This window comes from Pseudomonas piscis, from assembly GCF_009380155.1.
GTDB lineage: Bacteria > Pseudomonadota > Gammaproteobacteria > Pseudomonadales > Pseudomonadaceae > Aquipseudomonas > Aquipseudomonas piscis.
In genome coordinates this window covers 1,792,142-1,811,101 of sequence record NZ_WHUV01000001.1, presented here as the reverse complement: position 1 = coordinate 1,811,101, position 18,960 = coordinate 1,792,142, and the positions used below count along the sequence as shown (strand labels likewise).

Annotated in this window: 14 protein-coding genes and 7 tRNA genes; 6 read left to right on the top strand and 15 right to left on the bottom strand. The window is 62.5% G+C overall.

The window, feature by feature from the left end:
• Positions 1-10 precede the first annotated feature (10 nt).
• The 3 genes from GDH07_RS08620 to leuC all read right to left on the bottom strand — a co-directional run bounded on the left by GDH07_RS08620 (position 11) and on the right by leuC (position 2,937).
• Positions 11-775, bottom strand: a complete 765-nt coding sequence (locus tag GDH07_RS08620) for a class I SAM-dependent methyltransferase (protein WP_053138891.1) — start codon at positions 773-775, stop codon at positions 11-13.
• 78 nt (positions 776-853) lie between these two features.
• On the bottom strand, positions 854-1,498 hold the full coding sequence (gene leuD / locus GDH07_RS08615; protein ID WP_022643438.1) for a 3-isopropylmalate dehydratase small subunit: 645 nt from the start codon (positions 1,496-1,498) through the stop codon (positions 854-856).
• Positions 1,499-1,509: 11 nt separating this feature from the next.
• Positions 1,510-2,937, bottom strand: a complete 1,428-nt coding sequence (gene leuC, locus GDH07_RS08610) for a 3-isopropylmalate dehydratase large subunit (RefSeq protein WP_053138894.1) — start codon at positions 2,935-2,937, stop codon at positions 1,510-1,512.
• A 152-nt stretch (positions 2,938-3,089) separates the two neighbouring features.
• On the opposite strand from leuC, the gene GDH07_RS08605 reads away from it, so the two are divergent.
• Both GDH07_RS08605 and GDH07_RS08600 read left to right on the top strand, forming a co-directional pair.
• Entirely contained in the window at positions 3,090-3,980 is an 891-nt protein-coding gene (locus GDH07_RS08605) for a LysR family transcriptional regulator (protein ID WP_022643434.1), read from the top strand.
• A gap of 85 nt (positions 3,981-4,065) precedes the next feature.
• Positions 4,066-7,344, top strand: coding sequence for an EAL domain-containing protein (locus tag GDH07_RS08600; RefSeq protein WP_022643436.1), 3,279 nt, complete (start codon positions 4,066-4,068; stop codon positions 7,342-7,344).
• A gap of 48 nt (positions 7,345-7,392) precedes the next feature.
• Here GDH07_RS08600 and GDH07_RS08595 read toward each other — a convergent pair whose 3' ends face one another.
• From GDH07_RS08595 to uvrB, 12 genes are all read right to left on the bottom strand, one after another.
• Positions 7,393-7,839 carry an Hsp20 family protein gene (locus GDH07_RS08595; protein WP_022643433.1) on the bottom strand — a complete coding sequence of 149 codons (447 nt, stop codon included), beginning with the start codon at positions 7,837-7,839 and terminating at the stop codon, positions 7,393-7,395.
• Positions 7,840-7,953: 114 nt separating this feature from the next.
• On the bottom strand, positions 7,954-8,913 hold the full coding sequence (locus GDH07_RS08590) for a tRNA dihydrouridine synthase (protein ID WP_022643432.1): 960 nt from the start codon (positions 8,911-8,913) through the stop codon (positions 7,954-7,956).
• 126 nt (positions 8,914-9,039) lie between these two features.
• Positions 9,040-9,474, bottom strand: a complete 435-nt coding sequence (locus GDH07_RS08585; RefSeq protein WP_022643431.1) for an acyl-CoA thioesterase — start codon at positions 9,472-9,474, stop codon at positions 9,040-9,042.
• Between the two features lie 212 nt (positions 9,475-9,686).
• Positions 9,687-10,226 carry a TetR/AcrR family transcriptional regulator gene (locus GDH07_RS08580; RefSeq protein ID WP_022643430.1) on the bottom strand — a complete coding sequence of 180 codons (540 nt, stop codon included), beginning with the start codon at positions 10,224-10,226 and terminating at the stop codon, positions 9,687-9,689.
• A gap of 183 nt (positions 10,227-10,409) precedes the next feature.
• A tRNA-Glu gene (locus GDH07_RS08575) sits at positions 10,410-10,485 on the bottom strand.
• Between the two features lie 78 nt (positions 10,486-10,563).
• A tRNA-Ala gene (locus tag GDH07_RS08570) sits at positions 10,564-10,639 on the bottom strand.
• 53 nt (positions 10,640-10,692) lie between these two features.
• Positions 10,693-10,768: transfer RNA gene (locus GDH07_RS08565), tRNA-Glu, on the bottom strand.
• Between the two features lie 79 nt (positions 10,769-10,847).
• Positions 10,848-10,923, bottom strand: a tRNA-Ala gene (locus tag GDH07_RS08560).
• 53 nt (positions 10,924-10,976) lie between these two features.
• Positions 10,977-11,052: transfer RNA gene (locus GDH07_RS08555), tRNA-Glu, on the bottom strand.
• Positions 11,053-11,131: 79 nt separating this feature from the next.
• Positions 11,132-11,207 (bottom strand) — tRNA-Ala (locus GDH07_RS08550).
• Positions 11,208-11,487: 280 nt separating this feature from the next.
• A complete protein-coding gene (gene gltX, locus GDH07_RS08545) occupies positions 11,488-12,969 on the bottom strand; it encodes a glutamate--tRNA ligase (protein WP_152897133.1) in 1,482 nt (493 codons plus the stop codon).
• 155 nt (positions 12,970-13,124) lie between these two features.
• Positions 13,125-15,140: an excinuclease ABC subunit UvrB gene (gene uvrB / locus GDH07_RS08540; protein WP_053138709.1), complete on the bottom strand. Its 2,016-nt coding sequence runs from the start codon at positions 15,138-15,140 to the stop codon at positions 13,125-13,127.
• 336 nt (positions 15,141-15,476) lie between these two features.
• Between uvrB and GDH07_RS08535 the strand changes: the two genes are divergently transcribed.
• From GDH07_RS08535 to GDH07_RS08520, 4 genes are all read left to right on the top strand, one after another.
• Positions 15,477-16,673 (top strand): amino acid aminotransferase, encoded by a 1,197-nt coding sequence (locus GDH07_RS08535; RefSeq protein WP_022643423.1) that lies wholly within the window; start codon positions 15,477-15,479, stop codon positions 16,671-16,673.
• Positions 16,674-16,794: 121 nt separating this feature from the next.
• Positions 16,795-16,992 (top strand): hypothetical protein, encoded by a 198-nt coding sequence (locus tag GDH07_RS08530; RefSeq protein WP_053138707.1) that lies wholly within the window; start codon positions 16,795-16,797, stop codon positions 16,990-16,992.
• A gap of 87 nt (positions 16,993-17,079) precedes the next feature.
• Positions 17,080-17,155, top strand: a tRNA-Asn gene (locus GDH07_RS08525).
• A 570-nt stretch (positions 17,156-17,725) separates the two neighbouring features.
• Entirely contained in the window at positions 17,726-18,880 is a 1,155-nt protein-coding gene (locus GDH07_RS08520; RefSeq protein WP_152897132.1) for an MFS transporter, read from the top strand.
• Positions 18,881-18,960 lie beyond the last annotated feature (80 nt).

Here is an 18,960-nt window from a genome sequence, read left to right as displayed (position 1 = left end):
CGGAAAAATTCTATCGTTCGGCCCACAGTACCAGTACATCTGTACTGAACGAACCATCGGCCTCAATCTGAAAATATTCGCGCACTTCATTGCCCATCGCCTGCTGCAACTGGCGAATAGCCACCCTCAGCGGCTCCGGGGTGCGCATGCGCTCGACCCAGGAGGCGTATTCCAGGCGCAGGCGCTGCCGGGCGCTGCTGCGGGCCTGCAAACCGGCCTCGTTGATCTGGTGCAGCCATTCCCCGGCCGAATAGTCGCGGACATGGCTGGTGTCGCGCAGCACTTCGACGCTCTGCAGGTAGGTATCCAGCAATGGACTGCCAGGTGACAGGACATCGATGAACGCCGCCACGCCGCCAGGCTTCAGGACCCGGCGCACCTCGCGCAGGGCCAGGCCCAGGTCGCTCCAGTGGTGGGCCGAATAGCGACTGAAGACGAAGTCGAACTCGCCATCGGCGAACGGCAGGCGCTCCGCGGCGCCCGCTACCGTGCGGATGTTCTCCAGGCTACGCTCCCGGGCCGCCGCTGCCACCACATCCAGCATCTGCTGCGAAAGGTCATAGGCCACTACCTGCGCGACCAACGGCGCCACATGGAAGCTGACGTGCCCGGCACCACAGCCCAGGTCCAGCACCCGGGCCTCGTTCTTGCCCGCTACCTCGGCCTGTAGCAACGCGAATTCGGCACCCTGGGCATGCACCGCGCTGTTGAGGTAGGCCACGGCTTGTCCGCCGAATTGCTGCTGTACCACCTGGGTATGGGCATTGCTGGTCATGCTTGGCTCCTTGGGGCGTAGAGAACGGTGCTCACTGACCGACCCTGCAACAAACGGCAAGGGCCGGACCAAGGGCACTCAGGCGTCGCGGAACAACCAGGGCTGGCGCTGCTTGTAGCCGACCTCGAAACTGCGGATGGCGTCGGCGTCCTGCAGGGTCAGGCCGATGTCGTCCAGGCCATTGAGCAGGCAGTGCTTGCGGAACGCGTCCACCTCGAAGCTGTACTGCTTGCCGTCCGGGCGGGTCACGGTCTGCGCAGCGAGATCGACGGTCAGCTGGTAACCCTCGGTGGCTTCGCTCTGCTGGAACAGTTCGTCGACTTCTTCATCCTTGAGGATGATCGGCAACAAGCCGTTCTTGAAGCTGTTGTTGAAGAAGATGTCGGCGAAGCTCGGCGCGATCACGGTACGGAAGCCGTACTCGTCCAGCGCCCACGGCGCATGCTCGCGGGAAGAGCCGCAGCCGAAGTTCTCACGGGCCAGCAGCACGCTGGCGCCCTGGTAGCGTGGGAAGTTGAGCACGAAGTCCTGGTTCACCGGACGCTTGGAATTGTCCTGGTTGGGCTGACCCACATCGAGGTAGCGCCACTCGTCGAACAGGTTCGGGCCGAAGCCGGTACGCTTGATCGACTTGAGGAATTGCTTGGGAATGATCTGGTCGGTGTCGACGTTGGCACGGTCGAGCGGTGCGACGAGGCCTGTGTGCTGGGTGAATGCTTTCATCTTTGGTCTCCTCAGGCCTGCATCAATTCACGTACATCGATGAAACGACCGGTCACCGCAGCAGCCGCGGCCATGGCCGGGCTCACCAGGTGGGTACGCCCGCCGGCGCCCTGGCGGCCTTCGAAGTTGCGGTTGGAAGTGGACGCGCAATGTTCACCACTCTCCAGGCGGTCCGGGTTCATCGCCAGGCACATGGAGCAGCCCGGCTCACGCCATTCGAAGCCGGCTTCGAGGAAGATCTTGTCCAGGCCTTCCTGCTCGGCCTGGGCCTTCACCAGGCCCGAGCCTGGTACCACCAGCGCCTGCTTCACGGTGGAGGCGACCTTGCGCCCCTTGGCCACGGCGGCGGCGGCGCGCAAGTCTTCGATGCGCGAGTTGGTGCAGGAACCGATGAATACCCGATCCAGCTGGATATCGGTGATCGCCTGGTTGGCGTTCAAGCCCATGTACTTCAACGCCCGGACGATGGAATCGCGCTTGACCGCATCGGCTTCGGTGCTCGGATCCGGTACGTTCTGGTCCACCGCGAGCACCATCTCCGGGGAAGTGCCCCAGCTGACCTGCGGCTTGATGTCCTCGGCACGCAGCTCGATGACGGTGTCGAAATGCGCGTCGGCATCGGATACCAGGTCGCTCCAGGCCTCCACGGCCTTATCCCAGTCGCTGCCTTGCGGCGAGAACGGGCGACCCTTCACGTAGTCGATGGTCTTTTCATCGCAGGCCACCATGCCGACGCGGGCGCCCGCCTCGATGGACATGTTGCAAATGGTCATGCGGCCTTCCATGGACAGATCGCGAATGGCGCTGCCGGCGAACTCCAGGGCGTGGCCGTTGCCGCCAGCAGTGCCGATCCTGCCGATCACCGCGAGCACGATGTCCTTGGCGGTCACGCCGAAGGGCAACCGGCCCTCGACGCGCACCTGCATGTTCTTCATCTTCTTGGCCACCAGGCACTGAGTGGCGAGCACGTGCTCCACCTCGGAAGTGCCGATACCGTGGGCCAACGCGCCGAAGGCGCCGTGGGTCGAGGTGTGCGAGTCGCCACAGACCACGGTCATGCCCGGCAAGGTGGCCCCCTGCTCCGGACCGACCACATGGACGATGCCCTGGCGGATATCGTTCATCTTGAATTCGAGGATGCCGAAATCGTCGCAGTTCTCATCCAGGGTCTTGACCTGGATACGCGACACTTCGTCGGCGATGGCGTCGAGGCCACCTTTGCGCTCGGCCTGGGTAGTCGGCACGTTGTGGTCCGGGGTGGCGATGTTGGCATCGATGCGCCATGGCTGGCGGGCAGCCAGGCGCAAGCCTTCGAAGGCCTGCGGCGAGGTCACCTCGTGAAGAATGTGACGATCGATGTAGATGAGCGACGAACCATCGTCACGGCGCTTCACCTCGTGCATTTCCCAGAGCTTGTCGTAGAGCGTCTTGCCAGCCATCGGACCTTTCCTCATCAGCTTGTTTCTATGCCCCGGGCCCTGATCGAGCATCGATCAATAACCACTTGGCTTGTGAGGCTGATGCTATGGCGTTAGATTAAATAACTCAAATTCATATTTTTCATGATTTGGATAACCAATAGGAATGCAAGATGGACCAGGCCAATCTCAATGCCTTCATCGCCATCGCCGAAACCGGTAGCTTCTCTGGAGCGGGCGAGCGCCTGCACTTGACCCAACCGGCCATCAGCAAGCGCATCGCCGCGCTGGAACAGCAGCTCAATGTGCGACTGTTCGATCGCCTGGGCCGTGAAGTCGGTCTTACAGAGGCTGGCCGGGCCCTGTTGCCCCGGGCCTATCAGATCATCAACGTGCTGGACGACACTCGCCGGGCCCTGACCAACCTCACGGGCGAAGTCAGCGGGCGCCTGACACTGGCCACCAGCCATCACATCGGCCTGCATCGCCTGCCGCCCCTGCTGCGAGCCTATACCCGGCGCTACCCACAGGTGGCCCTGGACATCCAGTTCCTCGATTCGGAGGTGGCCTATGAGGAAATCCTCCACGGCCGCGCCGAACTGGCCGTCATCACCCTGGCTCCCGAGCCCCACGGCCTGGTCAAGGCCACCGCGGTCTGGGACGACCCGCTGGACTTCGTCGCCGCCCCGGAACACCCGCTGGTCAGCAACGGCCAGGTCAGTCTGGCGGATATCGCCCTGCACCCGGCGGTTTTTCCCGGCGGCAACACCTTTACCCACCACATCGTGCAGCGATTGTTCCAGGCCCAGGACCTGACGCCGAACATCGCCATGAGCACTAACTATCTGGAAACCATAAAGATGATGGTCTCCATCGGCCTGGCCTGGAGTGTGCTGCCGCGCACAATGCTCGACGAACAAGTGGCGCGCATCCCTTTACCGGGCATACAACTACACCGCCAGCTAGGCTATATCCTGCATACCGAACGGACGCTGTCGAATGCTGCGCGGGCTTTCATGGCCTTATTGGACGCACAGGTCGATTGGCCAGGGAACCCGGCATAAGTATTCCGGGTTTTGCCCGTGCCCTGTCGCCTCCCGCCATGAGCCCTCGCGCCAAACGAACTACTCAGCACAAGGCCTGATCACCATGCCCAAACCCGCTGACCGTATTCCGCCCATGCCGCGCATCCACGCCGTCGACCCCAGGGAGTCGGAACAGAGCTGGGAAAGTGCGCCACAACTGCTCGCCGCGCTCAACGGCGCGAGGCTGGGAGCCTGGTATTGGGATATCGAAAGCGGGCAAATCAGCTGGTCCCGGGGCACCCAGGCGCTGTTCGGCTTCGATCCGCGCCAACCCTTGCCGGAAAACCTCGAATATCTCGACCTGCTGCCCATCGAGGACCGGGCCCGAACCGTACGCGCCTTCCACTCGGTGCTGGCCGGCGCGCCCCTGGAACAAGCCATGCACCACCGCATCCGCTGGCCCGATGGCAGCCTGCACTGGCTGGAAATCAACGGCAGCGTGCTGCCTGACAAGCACGGCAAGCCCCGGATGATCGGGGTGATCCGCGAAATCACCCACCAGCGCCAGCGCGAAGAAGCCCTGAGCAGCTCGGAAAAGCGTTTTGCCACCCTCTTCCACCTCTGCCCCAACATGGTGCTGCTGACCCGCCTCGAAGACGGCCTGATCAGCGAAGCCAACCAGTACTTCGAAAGCCAGTTCGGCTGGCCCGCCGAGCATGTGATCGGCCGCACCACCCTGGAAATCGGCTTGTGGGTAAACCCCGAACAACGCGCCCAGCTGATCAAGGCCGTACAGAAGAAGGGCCAGGCCGCCAGCCTCGAAGTGCAATTGCGTGCCAGCAACGGACAGATCCACGACGGCATCCTCAGCGCACAGAAGGTCGAACTGGAGGGCAAGGCCTTCCTGCTCAGCACCTTCCTCGATACCAGCGAGCGCAAACGCGCCGAACAGGCCCTCAAGGATAGCCAAGAGCGCCTGGACCTGGCCCTGGACTCCGCGCAACTGGGCACCTGGGACTGGCATATCCCCAGCGGCATGCTCTATGGCTCGGCCCGAGCTGCGCAGTTGCATGGCCTGGAGCCAGCGCCGTTTCACGAGTCCTTCGATGCCTTCTTCGAGGGTGTGCCCACCGAGGAGCGCAACTCCATGCGCGACGCCTATCGCAGCCTGCGCGAAGGCCCGGCGGGCAACTACCAGCTGACCTATCGCGTGCAACTGGCCGATGGTAGCTCGCGCTACCTGGAGAGCCGCGCCCGCCTGTATCGCGACGAGCAAGGCAACCCGCTACGCATGGCCGGAACCCTGCTGGACATCACCGAACAGGTGGAGCGCGAGCAGCGCCTGATCACCTCCGAGGAGAAATTCGCCAGCCTGTTCCAGGTCAGCCCGGATCCGATCTGCGTCACCCTGCTGGAAACCGGCCAGTTCATCGAGATCAACTCCAGCTTCACCCAGACCTTCGGCTGGACCCTGGACGACGTGATCAACCGCAGCGCCGAGCAGATCGGCCTCTGGGAAGACCCCGCGCCGCGCTTGCGGCGAATCGAACAGGTAATCCGCGAACAAGCGCTGAACAATGTCGCGGTGGTGGTCAACCACAAGGATGGCCAGCCTTTGACCTGCATCATCTCCAGCCGCCAGATCATCGTCGACAAACAACCGTGCATCGTCACCACTCTGCGCGACATCACCCAGCAACAACGCTCGGAAGCGGCGCTCAAGGCCAGCGAGGAGAAGTTCGCCAAGGCCTTCCACTCAAGCCCCGACGCCATCACCATCACCGAGCGCGATACCGGACGCTACCTGGAGGTCAACGACGGCTTCTGCCGCCTGACCGGCTACCGCACCGACGAAGTGATGGGCCATACCCTGTACGAAGTCGGGATCTGGGCCGAGGAGGCCCAGCTGGCCACGTTGCTGGCCGAACTCAAGCTCAAGGGTCGGGTGCACCATATGGAGATGCTCGGGCGCAACAAGCGCGGGGAAATCTTCACCCTCGAGGTTTCAGTGGAGCCCATCACCCTCAATGAAACCCCTTGCCTGCTGCTGACCGCCCGGGACGTCAGCTTGCTGAAGAACGCCCAGGCGCAGATCCGCCACCTGGCCTACCACGACCCTCTGACCAACCTGCCCAACCGCGCCCTGCTGATGGACCGCCTGAGCCAGCAGATCGCCCTGCTCAAGCGGCACAACCTGCGCGGCGCCCTGCTGTTCCTAGATCTGGACCACTTCAAGCACATCAACGATTCCCTAGGGCATCCGGTGGGTGACACGGTCCTGAAGATCATCACCGCTCGGCTGGAGGCCAGCGTACGCATGGAGGACACGGTGGCGCGCCTGGGCGGCGACGAATTCGTGGTCCTGCTCAGCGGCCTGGAAGGCTCGCGCAACGACGTCAGCGAACAGGTCCGGCAACTGGCGGGGACCTTGCGCGAACTGCTGTCGGAGCCGATGTTCCTCGACGGCCAGCGCCTGCAGGTCACGCCCAGTATCGGCGTGGCGCTGATTCCCGATCACGGCTCGACCCCCACCGACCTGCTCAAGCGTGCCGATATCGCCCTGTATCGCGCCAAGGACTCGGGGCGCAACACCACGCAGATGTACCACAACACCATGCAGAAGGCCGCCAGCGAACGCCTGCGTATGGAAACCGACCTGCGCCTGGCCCTGTCCCGGGGCGAATTCAGCGTGCACTTCCAGCCCCAGGTGGACGCCCGCGACAATCGCATCGTCGGCGCCGAGGCGCTGGTGCGCTGGCAGCACCCGGAACTGGGGGCGCAGTCGCCGACCGAGTTCATCAAGGTGCTCGAAGACAGCGGGCTGATCCTCGAGGTGGGCACCTGGATCCTCGATGAGTCCTGCCTGGCTTTCAGCCAGTTGATCGAAGAAGGCCTGGTGGACCCGCACCAGTTCAGCCTGTGCGTGAACATAAGCCCCCGGCAGTTCCGCCAGAACGATTTCGTCGAACGGATCGAGCACAGCCTGGCGGCCTACGCCCTGCCTTCCTCGCTGCTGAAGCTGGAGATCACCGAAGGCATCGTGATCCAGAACCTGGAAGACACCATCAGCAAGATGCGTCGCCTGAAGAAGCTCGGGGTCAGCTTCGCCATGGATGATTTCGGCACGGGCTATTCATCCCTGACCTACCTCAAGCGCCTGCCGGTGGACACGTTGAAGATCGACCAGTCCTTCGTCCGCGACGCCACCCACGACCCCAACGACGCGGAGATCATCCGGGCCATCGTGGCCATGGCCCGCAGCCTGGAATTGAAGGTGATCGCCGAAGGCGTCGAGACCCTGCAACAACTGGAGTTCCTGCGGGGCCTGGAGTGCCACCTGTACCAGGGCTACCTGCACAGCCGACCGCTCCCGCTAGGCGAATTCAAGAAACTGCTGGAATGACAGGCACGAAAAAGGGCGCCACTCGGGCGCCCTTTTCTGCTTGCGGTCTTAGTGTTGCAGGGCCGCTTGCTGCATGCCGCTGATCGGGATGCGCTTGGGCTTGGCCTCTTCCGGCACGACCCGCAGCAAGTCGATGTTCAGCAGGCCGTTGTTCAGGGCCGCGGCCTTGACCTCGATATGGTCGGCCAGGCGGAAAGACAGCTTGAAAGCCCGCTGGGCGATGCCCTGGTGCAGGTAGGTGACGCCTTCGTTGGCATCGCGCTTACCACCGCTCACGGTCAACACGCCTTTTTCCACCTGCAGCTCCAGGTCTTGCTCCTGGAAGCCGGCGGCGGCGATGACGATGCGGTACTGGTCATCGGCATGCTTTTCAACGTTGTAGGGTGGGTAGCTGCTGCCCGGTTCGTTACGCAGTGCCGATTCGAACAGGTCGTTGAAACGGTCGAAGCCGACAGAGGAACGGAACAATGGGGCCAGGGAAAATGCAGTACTCATGGGTAAATCTCCTGATATTCAGCGAGTGGTTATCTACGCGACCCGAGTTCGGCATCGCGTACCCAAGAGATAAGGACCGCCGGAGGCATTTCAAGAGCGGCCATGGAAATTTCTTCAGGCCGCCTCGCTGCACGGCATACCCAGCAACCTGCCGACCTGGTCCAGCTCGGTTTCGCGCCGCAGCGCGGTGAACAACTCGACCGCCTCGGGGTAGTTGCGAGTCAACATCGCCAACCACTGCTTCAACCGACCCGGAGCCGAGCGCGGGGTCAATTGCGTAACCACCTGGGCCCAGAAGTCATGGATCAGCGGCAGCAACTCGGCCCAGGACATCTGCACCACTTCTTCGCCAGCCCGAGCCGCGGCGATCTGCCGAGCCAGGTCCGGACGTGAAACCAGCCCACGCCCCAGCATGATGTCCTCGACCCCGCTGATTTCCCGGCAGCGCCGCCAGTCCTCGACGCTCCAGATATCACCGTTGGCGAACACCGGCACCTTGACCACTTCCTGGACCCGAGGAATCCACTCCCAATGGGCCGGAGGCTTGTAGCCGTCAACCTTGGTCCGCGCATGCACCACGATATGCTCGGCGCCACCTTCGGCCAACGCGGTGGCGCATACCAGGGCACCATCCGGGCTATCGAAACCCAGGCGCATCTTGGCCGTGACCGGGATATGCGCCGGAACCGCACGCCGTACATGCTCGACGATCTGGTTGAGTAGCTCGGGCTCCTTGAGCAGCACCGCGCCGCCACGGGACTTGTTGACGGTCTTGGCCGGGCAACCGAAGTTCAGGTCGATGACCTCGCTCCCCAACTCGCAGGCCAGCGCGGCGTTCTCGGCCAGGCACACAGGATCGGAACCGAGCAGTTGCACGCGCAGCGGCACCCCGGCCGCAGTCTGCGCGCCTTGCAGCAATTCGGGGGCAAGCTTGTGGAAATAGGCAGGCGTCAGCAGACGGTCGTTGACACGGATGAACTCGGTGACACACCAGTCGATCCCGCCAACACGGGTCAGTACATCGCGCAGGATGTTGTCGACCAACCCCTCCATGGGCGCCAGGGCAATTTGCATGAAACACACTCGACGAAAACGGGCGAAAAACGGGCGCCAGTTTACTGGGTTTCAAACGCTGGCAGTACCTTGCCGTTAGCAACTGCCGGCGAACGGGGCCAAGCACTCCACGCAACGACTAGAGATTCAGCAGGATTGCAGGGCCGGCCCATAGCCGTCGAGGAACTCGGCGGGCATGCGCTTGGGCTTGCCGCTGGACAGCTCGATGCAGACGAAGGTGGTCTGGGCCCGCAGCAGGGTCGCGCCATCGCTCGGGCGCACCAGCTGGAAACGCCGGGTCATCTTCAAGCGCTGGTCCCAATCGACGATCCAGGTGGCCAATTGCAGCTCGTCGCCCTCGTAGGCGGCGGCCAGGTAGTCGATTTCATGTCGCACCACGGCCATGGCCCGGTCCAGGCGGCGATATTCAGCCAGGTCCAGCCCCAGGCGCTGGGAATGACGCCAGGCACAACGCTCCAGCCAAGTAACGTAGACCGCATTGTTGGCGTGTCCCAAGCCATCGATATCTTCGGCCGCCACCTGCAGATCGATGACGAACGGCGTTGCCAGATCCCAACTCATGCCCGACTCCCGGTCAGTTTTTTGACCGATGCAGTGTAACGGATGGCCAGCCCGATTGGCGCACCCATCCCGGGACCGGCTCGCTCTGGCTCGAGGCTTTGCTATCTCGAGGGCTTGGCGAATCGGGGCTCGCGGGGCGTATCGAACCTTGATTGGATGATCATTCGCGATGTGAATGACCAGGTGGCGACAGGGCTCGCCACGGTTCCGGGTCAGAGCACGGCGGACTTGGCAGCGCGCAGCAGGCGATCGGACAACTCCCCAGGTCCCAGGGCACGCGCCAAGGACAGGCCGCCGATCATCAAGGCCATGTCCGCCAGGGCCTTGTCCGTGTCCTCGGGAGTCTCGGCCAGTTGCGCCACCATCAACTCCATGTGTTCGTTCAGGGCCTTGCGGAAGCTCTCCGGCAGACGTCCCAACTCCCCTACCGAGGCGGGGATCGGGCAGGCCAGCTCGGTGGAGTCGCGATGCTTGCGCGACAGGTAGAAGGCGGCGGTCAACGCCCGACGCTCCACACCGCTCAGGTTGCTGTCCATTTCATCGAGCAGGCCACGCCGGTGCGCGAGCAACTGGGTGAAGGCCTCCAGCATCAGCGCGTCCTTGCTCTCGAAGTGCGCGTAGAAACCACCGACCGTGAGCCCGGCCGCCCCCATCACCTCACCCACGCTCGGCTCGGCCGGACCACGCTGGATCAACGCGGAACTGGCGGCCTGGAGAATGCGCTCCCGGGTCTGAGCTTTTTTATCGTTCATCGTTGCCTCCGAATATCACGAAAAAATATTATTCCCATAATAATTTTCCGCAAGTCGCTAGCGTGACCGTCGGTCAGAGGGGCAAGCTGGGAAAAGAAGAGAGAGAAATTGCCGGACGCCAGAAAAACAAAAGGGTCATTCAATAATCGAATGACCCTTGAAATCCCGCAAAGCGGGCAAACCTGGCGTCCCCTAGGGGACTCGAACCCCTGTTACCGCCGTGAAAGGGCGGTGTCCTAGGCCACTAGACGAAGGGGACACAAACCTTCTATACAACTGACCGGCGCTGAGTACCGATCGATTCAAGGCCGGTGTGGCCAGACCTTGAACTGTAAATTGGTGGAGCTAGACGGGATCGAACCGTCGACCTCTTGCATGCCATGCAAGCGCTCTCCCAGCTGAGCTATAGCCCCGGATTTTTCGCCTCGCGGCGCAGCGACATCTTGCAACATCGCTTGTGTAAAACTGGCGTCCCCTAGGGGACTCGAACCCCTGTTACCGCCGTGAAAGGGCGGTGTCCTAGGCCACTAGACGAAGGGGACGCAAACCCTTCTATACAACTGATCGGTGCTGAGTACCGATCGATTCAAGGCCGGCGTGGCCAGACCTTGAACTGTAAATTGGTGGAGCTAGACGGGATCGAACCGTCGACCTCTTGCATGCCATGCAAGCGCTCTCCCAGCTGAGCTATAGCCCCGGATTTTTCGCCTCGCGGCGCAGCGACATCTTGCAGCATCGCTTGTGTAAAACTGGCGTCCCCTAGGGGACTCGAACCCCTGTTACCGCCGTGAAAGGGCGGTGTCCTAGGCCACTAGACGAAGGGGACGCAAACCCTTCTATACAACTGACCGGCGCTGAGTACCGATCGATTCAAGGCCGGTGTGGCCAGACCTTGAACTGTAAATTGGTGGAGCTAGACGGGATCGAACCGTCGACCTCTTGCATGCCATGCAAGCGCTCTCCCAGCTGAGCTATAGCCCCTCGTCGGTGAGGACGGGGCGAATCTTAAGGGGCGTTCGCAAAGCTGTCAATTTTTTTTCAGCTTTTTGCAAAAAAATTTGCCGGGATAACAATCACTTACCGGCCCGCCCTGAAAAACCGGGCTTTTGCGCCCTTCCCGACTTGTGCCGACTCCCGCAAAAGAGTCGAGCCAAGCCTGGAGAATTGCCGGTCGCGGCAACCAATTCGCCTGACGCCAGAGATTCAAGCGTAGTCGAAAAGCTCGCCGCTCCTGGCAGCACTACTGCGGCACCACGCCGTCTCAGGCGATGGCGCCCAGCAGTTTTTCCCACTCCTTGTTCTCTTTCTTCGACACGCCACCGAGCAGGTCGATAGCCTGGCGCAGACGGAAGCGAGTCAGGTCCGGACCAAGGATTTCCATGGCATCGAGCACCGACACCGAACTGGCCTGGCCGGTGATGGCGGCGAACATCAGCGGCATGGCATCGCGCAGCTTCAGCTCCAGGGATTCGACCACGGCCTGGATAGTCGCGGTGATGCTGTCCTTTTCCCACTGGCGCAGGCTTTCGAGCTTCCACAGGATCAGCTGCATCAGCTGGCGCACCTGATCGCCCGACAGCTTCTTGGATTCGAACAGCTTGGCATCCGGAGTGACTCCACCAGCGAAGAAGAAACCGGCCAGCGGCGCGATCTGGCTGAAGGTTTCGACCCGACCCTGGACATGGGGGGCGATCTTCATCATGTAGTCGCTGTTGAACGCCCACTTCTGCACGCGAGTGGCGAACTCCTCCACCGGCAGGTCACGCAGCCACTGACCGTTGAGCCAGGACAGTTTCTCGATATCGAAGATCGGCCCGCCCAGGGAGACCCGCGACAGGTCGAAGTTGTCGACCATTTCCTGCAACGAGAACTTCTCGCGCTCGTCCGGCATCGACCAGCCCATGCGCCCCAGGTAGTTGAGCATGGCCTCGGGCATGAAGCCCATGCGCTCGTAGAAGGTCACCGAAGTCGGGTTCTTGCGCTTGGACAGCTTGCTCTTGTCCGGGTTACGCAGCAGCGGCATGTAGCACAACTGCGGTTGCTCCCAGCCGAAGTACTCGTAAAGCAGGATCAGTTTCGGCGCCGACGGCAGCCATTCTTCGCCACGCAGCACGTGGGTGATGCCCATCAAGTGATCGTCGACCACGTTGGCCAGGAAGTAGGTCGGCAAGCCATCGGTCTTCATCAGGACCTGCATGTCCATGCGATCCCACGGGATCTCGACATCGCCACGCAACATGTCCGGTACCACGCAGACGCCTTCGCTGGGCACCTTCATGCGGATCACATGGGGCTCACCGGCCGCCAGGCGCTCGGCCACTTCTTCCTTGGACAGCAACAATGCGCGCCCGTCGTAGCGCGGGGTTTCGCCGCGGGCCATCTGCTCGGCACGCATCTGGTCCAGTTCCTCGGCGGTACAGAAGCATGGGAACGCGTGCCCCATGTCCACCAGTTGCTGGACGTACTTCTGGTAGATATCGCCACGTTCGCTCTGGCGATACGGGCCATGGGGACCGCCGACATCCGGGCCTTCGCTCCAGTTGATCCCCAGCCAGCGCAAGGCATCGAAGATCTGCTGTTCGGACTCGCGAGTGGAACGCAGTTGGTCGGTGTCTTCGATACGCAGGATGAACTCACCGCCGTGCTGCTTGGCAAAGCAATAGTTGAACAAAGCGATATAAGCAGTACCTACGTGGGGATCCCCGGTAGGCGATGGCGCGATGCGCGTACGGACGGTGGTCATGGCATGTCTCGGAAAGAATAGAAAAGCTAAGGAACAAACAAGGGGCGAATGGTAACAGGCGATACCAGGCGCGCTCCAGTAAGGAGGGCATTTAAGCCCAGGTCACGGTTACGGGCGATCGCGCCCCATGGCCGCTGCCATGGGGCGCGCACCGCTCAGACGTTGAGCAAGCGCTCACGCAGCTTGCCGATCTCGTCCCGCAGCTGGGCTGCCGCCTCGAACTCCAGGTCCCGGGCCAACTGGTACATCTTTTCCTCGAGCTGGCGGATGCGTTTGGTGATCTCGCTCGGCGAACGCAGCTCGTTTTCGTAGCGAGCGCTCTCCTCCGCGGCCTTGGCCATGCCCTTGCGCTTCTTGCTGCGCGAACCGGGCACGGTGGCACCTTCCATGATGTCGGTGATGTCCTTGACCACCCCCTTTGGGGTGATGCCATTGGCCTGGTTGAAAGCCAGTTGCTTGTCGCGCCGGCGCTCGGTCTCGCCAATGGCGCGCTGCATGGAGCCGGTGATGTTGTCGGCGTAGAGGATCGCCTTGCCATTGAGGTTACGCGCAGCGCGACCGATGGTCTGGATCAGCGAGCGCTCGGAGCGCAGGAAACCTTCTTTGTCGGCATCGAGGATCGCCACCAGCGACACCTCGGGCATGTCCAGGCCTTCGCGCAGCAGGTTGATCCCCACCAGCACGTCGAAAGTCCCCAGCCGCAGGTCGCGGATGATCTCCACCCGCTCCACGGTATCGATGTCCGAGTGCAGGTAGCGCACACGGACGCCGTGGTCAGCCAGGTAGTCGGTGAGATCCTCGGCCATGCGCTTGGTCAGCGTGGTCACCAGCACCCGCTCCTCCAGGGCCACGCGCTTGGTGATTTCCGACAGCAGGTCGTCGACCTGGGTCAACGCCGGGCGCACCTCCACCAGGGGGTCCACCAGGCCGGTGGGGCGTACCACCTGCTCCACCACCCGGCCGGCGTGCTCGGCCTCGTAGTTGCCGGGAGTGGCGGAGACGAAGATGGTCTGCGGGCTGACGCCCTCCCATTCGTCGAAGCGCATCGGCCGGTTATCCAGCGCCGAAGGCAGGCGGAAGCCATATTCCACCAGGGTTTCCTTGCGCGAACGATCGCCCTTATACATCGCGCCGACCTGGGGCACGCTGACATGGGACTCGTCGATCACCAACAGGGCATCGGGCGGCAGGTAGTCATACAGGGTCGGCGGCGGCGCCCCGGCCGGACGCCCGGACAGGTAGCGCGAGTAGTTTTCGATACCATTGCAGTAGCCCAGCTCGAGGATCATCTCCAGGTCGAAGCGAGTGCGCTGCTCCAGGCGCTGGGCTTCCACCAGCTTGTTGTTGGAACGCAGGTACTCCAGGCGCTCCTGCAGCTCCTCCTTGATTCCATCGACGGCCTCCAGCAGGGTCTCGCGCGGGGTCACGTAGTGGCTCTTGGGATAGAAGGTGAAGCGTGGCAGCTTGCGGATCACCTCGCCGGTCAACGGGTCGAAGGCACTGATGCTTTCCACTTCGTCGTCGAACAACTCGATGCGGATCGCCTCCAGGTCGGATTCCGCCGGGTAGATATCGATCACGTCGCCGCGGACCCGGAAGGTCGCGCGGGCGAAGTCCATGTCGTTGCGGGTGTATTGCAGGTCCGCCAGGCGCCGCAGCAAGGCACGCTGGTCGAGCTTGTCGCCGCGATCCACGTGCAAGACCATCTTCAGGTAGGTTTCGGGGCTGCCCAGGCCATAGATGCAGGACACCGTGGTGACGATGATCGCGTCCTTGCGCTCCAGCAACGCCTTGGTCGCCGACAGGCGCATCTGCTCGATATGGTCGTTGATCGAGGCGTCCTTCTCGATGAAGGTATCGGAGGACGGCACATAGGCTTCGGGCTGGTAGTAGTCGTAGTAGGAAACGAAGTACTCCACTGCGTTGTTCGGGAAAAACGCCTTGAACTCGCCGTACAACTGCGCCGCCAGGGTCTTGTTCGGGGCCAGTACCAGGGTCGGCCGCTGCACTTGCTGGATGACGTTGGCGATGCTGAAGGTCTTGCCTGAACCGGTCACACCGAGCAGGGTCTGGTGCGCCAGGCCGGCCTCGATGCCTTCGACCATCAGGCGGATGGCCTCCGGCTGGTCGCCGGCAGGCTGGAAACGGGTAACGAGCTGGAACTCAGACATAACCTACCTCTGGAATCATCCTGCGCGGCGCGACCGGACAGCAATGGGAAAGACCACGTACGACCCAGGTCGTCGAGGAAAGAAAACGGGAATATTCAGAATGTGGAGCCAAATCCCACAGCTTTCAAGGTAAAGGTCTTACACCCGCTAACACGCCGAATGTTGCAATAAGACTAACGGTCAGAAAATAACCTGAAAAACTTGTCGCAAAAGGCTAATAGCCTGTCGCCCGCCGCGATGATGGCCTCTATACTAGCTCCCCGTTTGTGCACCGCTCTAGTGCATTCGGCTGGAGCGCGACACGTCCCTCCACACTCCATTCAGAGCCGCCGTAAAATGAGCCTGTTCTCCGCTGTCGAAATGGCACCACGCGATCCAATCCTGGGCCTCAACGAAGCATTCAACGCCGACACCCGTACCGACAAGGTCAACCTTGGGGTGGGCGTGTACTGCAATGAGGAGGGACGCATTCCACTCCTGCGCGCCGTTGTCGAAGCCGAGACGATCCGCGCAGCCCAGCATGCCTCCCGTGGCTACCTGCCGATCGACGGCATCGCCGCCTACGACCAGGCGGTACAGAAGCTGCTGTTCGGTGCCGACTCGCCACTGCTGGCCGCTGGCCGCGTAGTCACCACCCAGGCCGTCGGCGGCACTGGCGCCCTGAAGATCGGTGCCGACTTCCTCAAGCAACTGCTGCCCAATGCCGTGGTCGCCATCAGCGACCCGAGCTGGGAGAACCATCGCGCGCTGTTCGAGACCGCGGGTTTTGCGGTGCAGAACTACCGCTACTACGACGCGGCCACCCATGATGTGAACCGTACCGGCCTGCTGGAAGACCTGAACGCCCTGCCAGAGCAGTCGATCGTGGTCCTGCACGCCTGCTGCCACAACCCGACCGGCGTCGACCTGAGCCCCGAGGACTGGAAGAACGTCCTGGAAGTGGTCAAGGCCAAGAACCTGGTGCCGTTCCTGGACATGGCCTACCAGGGCTTCGGCGATGGCATCGACGAAGATGCCGCCGCTGTCCGCCTGTTCGCCGACTCGGGCCTGACCTTCTTCGTTTCCAGCTCTTTCTCCAAGTCGTTCTCGCTGTACGGCGAGCGTGTCGGCGCTCTGTCCATCATCAGCAGCTCGAAGGAAGAAAGCGCCCGCGTGCTGTCCCAGGTCAAGCGCGTGATCCGCACCAACTACTCCAACCCGCCGACCCATGGCGCCACCATCGTCGCGGCGGTGCTCAACAACCCGGAACTGCGTGCCCAGTGGGAGCAGGAACTGGCGGAAATGCGCCTGCGGATTCGCGGCATGCGCACCCAGATGGTCGACCTGCTGGCCAAGGGCGCCCCACAGCACGACTTCAGCTTCGTTGGCCGCCAACGCGGCATGTTCTCCTACTCCGGCCTGAGCGCCGAGCAAGTGGGCCGGCTGCGCAACGAGTTCGGCATCTATGCCCTGGACACCGGCCGCATCTGCGTTGCCGCGCTGAACCAGAGCAATATCGGCGCGGTGACCAAGGCCATCCTCCAGGTGATCTGAGCCACTGCCGGTAGCCTGTGAACAAGAGGGGAAGCCACGGCTTCCCCTTTTTCATGGGCGCCCGACATTCTCCCCCACGCCCTCTAGACTCAAACCGTGTCTTGCCAAGCGAGAACCGCCAATGAAAAACGATGACCTGCGGGCCGAACGCGACGACCCCGAACATTACCTGCCCCGCTCGCAGAAACGCGAAAAAAGCCTGGTGCTGCAGATCGCCCTGGGCGTATTCCTCGGGGGCCTGGCGTTGTGGCTGGTGCAACTGGCGGCCAATGCGCTGATGGCCAGGCTGATGCTTGGCACCTTGACCTTCGGTGGCTGAGGGCAACGTCTGCACACCGGAAGAAAAATTCGCCTTTTTTCTTCAAGCGCTTGACTTCCCTTTTTGAATCAGTAAGATACGGCGCATTCCGCGATAGCTCAGTTGGTAGAGCAAGTGACTGTTAATCACTGGGTCCCTGGTTCGAGTCCAGGTCGTGGAGCCATCTTCCAAGACTGATTTGCCACGCAATCCACGAAGAGCGCCCTGCTCCTCAGGCAAATCGGCTCAAGCAATATCCCCTCAGATATCTCCTCCGCATGCCAGCCAGGCATGCGGCCAAGCTATTCGTATATCCCTGAAAACCCCATGCACATGCCTGGTTGCTTTGGCGCAAGGGCCTGACGTAGGCTGTGCGCCTCTTTTTCCAACCAGTCAGACAATGATGTCCGTGCCAGCACAGTTAGCGTGCAGTTCTTCCTCTAACTCCCCTTCGGCCAGCCTGGCCATTGTCCAGCATGACTGCGCGATCAATCGTCGGCGTCGCAGCGTGCTGTTCGCCTTCACCTTCTCTCCGCCCCAAGGCCTGCGCTGACCGCGACTGCCCCGGCACCCGTAACCCCCTGCGATCCGAACCTGGCGCAAGCGACCTGAAAACAACTCGCTTGCCCCAAGACCTGCGCGCGCCACCAGGGTTCGTCCGGCAATCGTCTGCACCGCCGCCGGCGTCACGACGCATGACTGCGCCTCTTTACTTCATCTAGGCACCTGGAAATCCGGGTGCAGGTCTCGAGCAATGAACAAAGCCTTGTTAGCCGCCCTGATCCTGGGCATCTCCATCGTCGGCCTGAGCATCGGCTCCAGCGTGCCGATCCTGGCCCTGCGCCTGTACCAGGCCGGGGCCTCCAACAACCAGATCGGCCTCATGTCGGCCCTGCCCGCCGCCGGCATGATGCTCTCGGCCTTCCTGGTCAACGTCCTGTGCCAACGCCTGACCCGCCGCCAGATCTACTTGCTGTGCTTCAGCCTCTGTGCCCTGAGCGTGGCCGCCCTGGAGTTGCCGGGCCTTGATCTCTACAGCCTGGGCCTGGCGCGTATCGGCATGGGCCTGGGCGCCGGGCTGATCATTATCCTCGGGGAAACCTGGGTCAATGAGATGGCCGAAGACAGCAGCCGTGGGCGCCTGGTGGCGGTCTATACCACCTGCTTCACCTTTTTCCAGCTGCTGGGACCGGGCCTGGTGTCGGTACTGGGCACCGAAGGACCGGCCGTGCTGGGCATCGTCACCATCGGTTATGCGCTGGCCATCGCCGTGGTCTGGCTGACCCTGCCCCGGGAAGATGCCCCGAGCCCCCACGCCGAAAGCCGGACCTTCTCGGTACTGGGCTTCATCCGCGTCGCCCCGGCACTGTGCGTGGGCATCCTGTTCTTCGCCTTCTTCGACAGCATGGTGCTCTCGCTATTCCCGGTCTATGCCGCCGACCATGGCTACAGCATCAAGCTCGCCGCCCTGATGGTGACCGTCATTCTCCTGGGCGACACGGCGTTCCAATTCCCCCTGGGCTGGCTCTCGGACAAGCTCGGACGCCCCGGTATCTACCTGGGATGCGGCATCATCTCGCTGCTGATCGGCCTGGGCCTGCCGGTGTTGATGCAAACCCCCGGCCTGCTCTGGCCGAGCCTGGTGATCCTCGGGGCCGCGGCGGGCGGCATCTACACCCTGGCGATCGTCCTGATCGGGCAGTCCTTCAGCGGCCCGGACCTGGTCACCGCCAACGCCAGCGCCGGCCTGCTCTGGGGCATCGGCAGCCTGCTCGGACCGCTGCTCAGCGGCGCGGCCATGGGCGGCGGCAGCTACGGTCTGCCCCTGACCCTATCGGCAGCCGCCGCCATCGTGGTGCTGTTCGCCCTGTCCCTAGTGCGGCAGGGCCAGTTCAAGGTCGCACAATAAGCATCTGCGGGCGCGGCCAGTGATCATTCACAGGTCGCGTCTTTGTCATTACCATCACCCCTCCCTCCCCGCCCATGGAC

Excerpts from the sequence above, each read along its gene's own strand:
- GDH07_RS08620 (WP_053138891.1), bottom strand. The coding sequence starts at position 775 with ATGACCAGCAATGCCCATACCCAGGTGGTACAGCAGCAATTCGGCGGA.
- leuD (WP_022643438.1), bottom strand. The coding sequence starts at position 1,498 with ATGAAAGCATTCACCCAGCACACAGGCCTCGTCGCACCGCTCGACCGT.
- leuC (WP_053138894.1), bottom strand. The coding sequence starts at position 2,937 with ATGGCTGGCAAGACGCTCTACGACAAGCTCTGGGAAATGCACGAGGTG.
- GDH07_RS08605 (WP_022643434.1), top strand. The coding sequence starts at position 3,090 with ATGGACCAGGCCAATCTCAATGCCTTCATCGCCATCGCCGAAACCGGT.
- GDH07_RS08600 (WP_022643436.1), top strand. The coding sequence starts at position 4,066 with ATGCCCAAACCCGCTGACCGTATTCCGCCCATGCCGCGCATCCACGCC.
- GDH07_RS08595 (WP_022643433.1), bottom strand. The coding sequence starts at position 7,839 with ATGAGTACTGCATTTTCCCTGGCCCCATTGTTCCGTTCCTCTGTCGGC.
- GDH07_RS08590 (WP_022643432.1), bottom strand. The coding sequence starts at position 8,913 with ATGCAAATTGCCCTGGCGCCCATGGAGGGGTTGGTCGACAACATCCTG.
- GDH07_RS08585 (WP_022643431.1), bottom strand. The coding sequence starts at position 9,474 with ATGAGTTGGGATCTGGCAACGCCGTTCGTCATCGATCTGCAGGTGGCG.
- GDH07_RS08580 (WP_022643430.1), bottom strand. The coding sequence starts at position 10,226 with ATGAACGATAAAAAAGCTCAGACCCGGGAGCGCATTCTCCAGGCCGCC.
- gltX (WP_152897133.1), bottom strand. The coding sequence starts at position 12,969 with ATGACCACCGTCCGTACGCGCATCGCGCCATCGCCTACCGGGGATCCC.
- uvrB (WP_053138709.1), bottom strand. The coding sequence starts at position 15,140 with ATGTCTGAGTTCCAGCTCGTTACCCGTTTCCAGCCTGCCGGCGACCAG.
- GDH07_RS08535 (WP_022643423.1), top strand. The coding sequence starts at position 15,477 with ATGAGCCTGTTCTCCGCTGTCGAAATGGCACCACGCGATCCAATCCTG.
- GDH07_RS08530 (WP_053138707.1), top strand. The coding sequence starts at position 16,795 with ATGAAAAACGATGACCTGCGGGCCGAACGCGACGACCCCGAACATTAC.
- GDH07_RS08520 (WP_152897132.1), top strand. The coding sequence starts at position 17,726 with ATGAACAAAGCCTTGTTAGCCGCCCTGATCCTGGGCATCTCCATCGTC.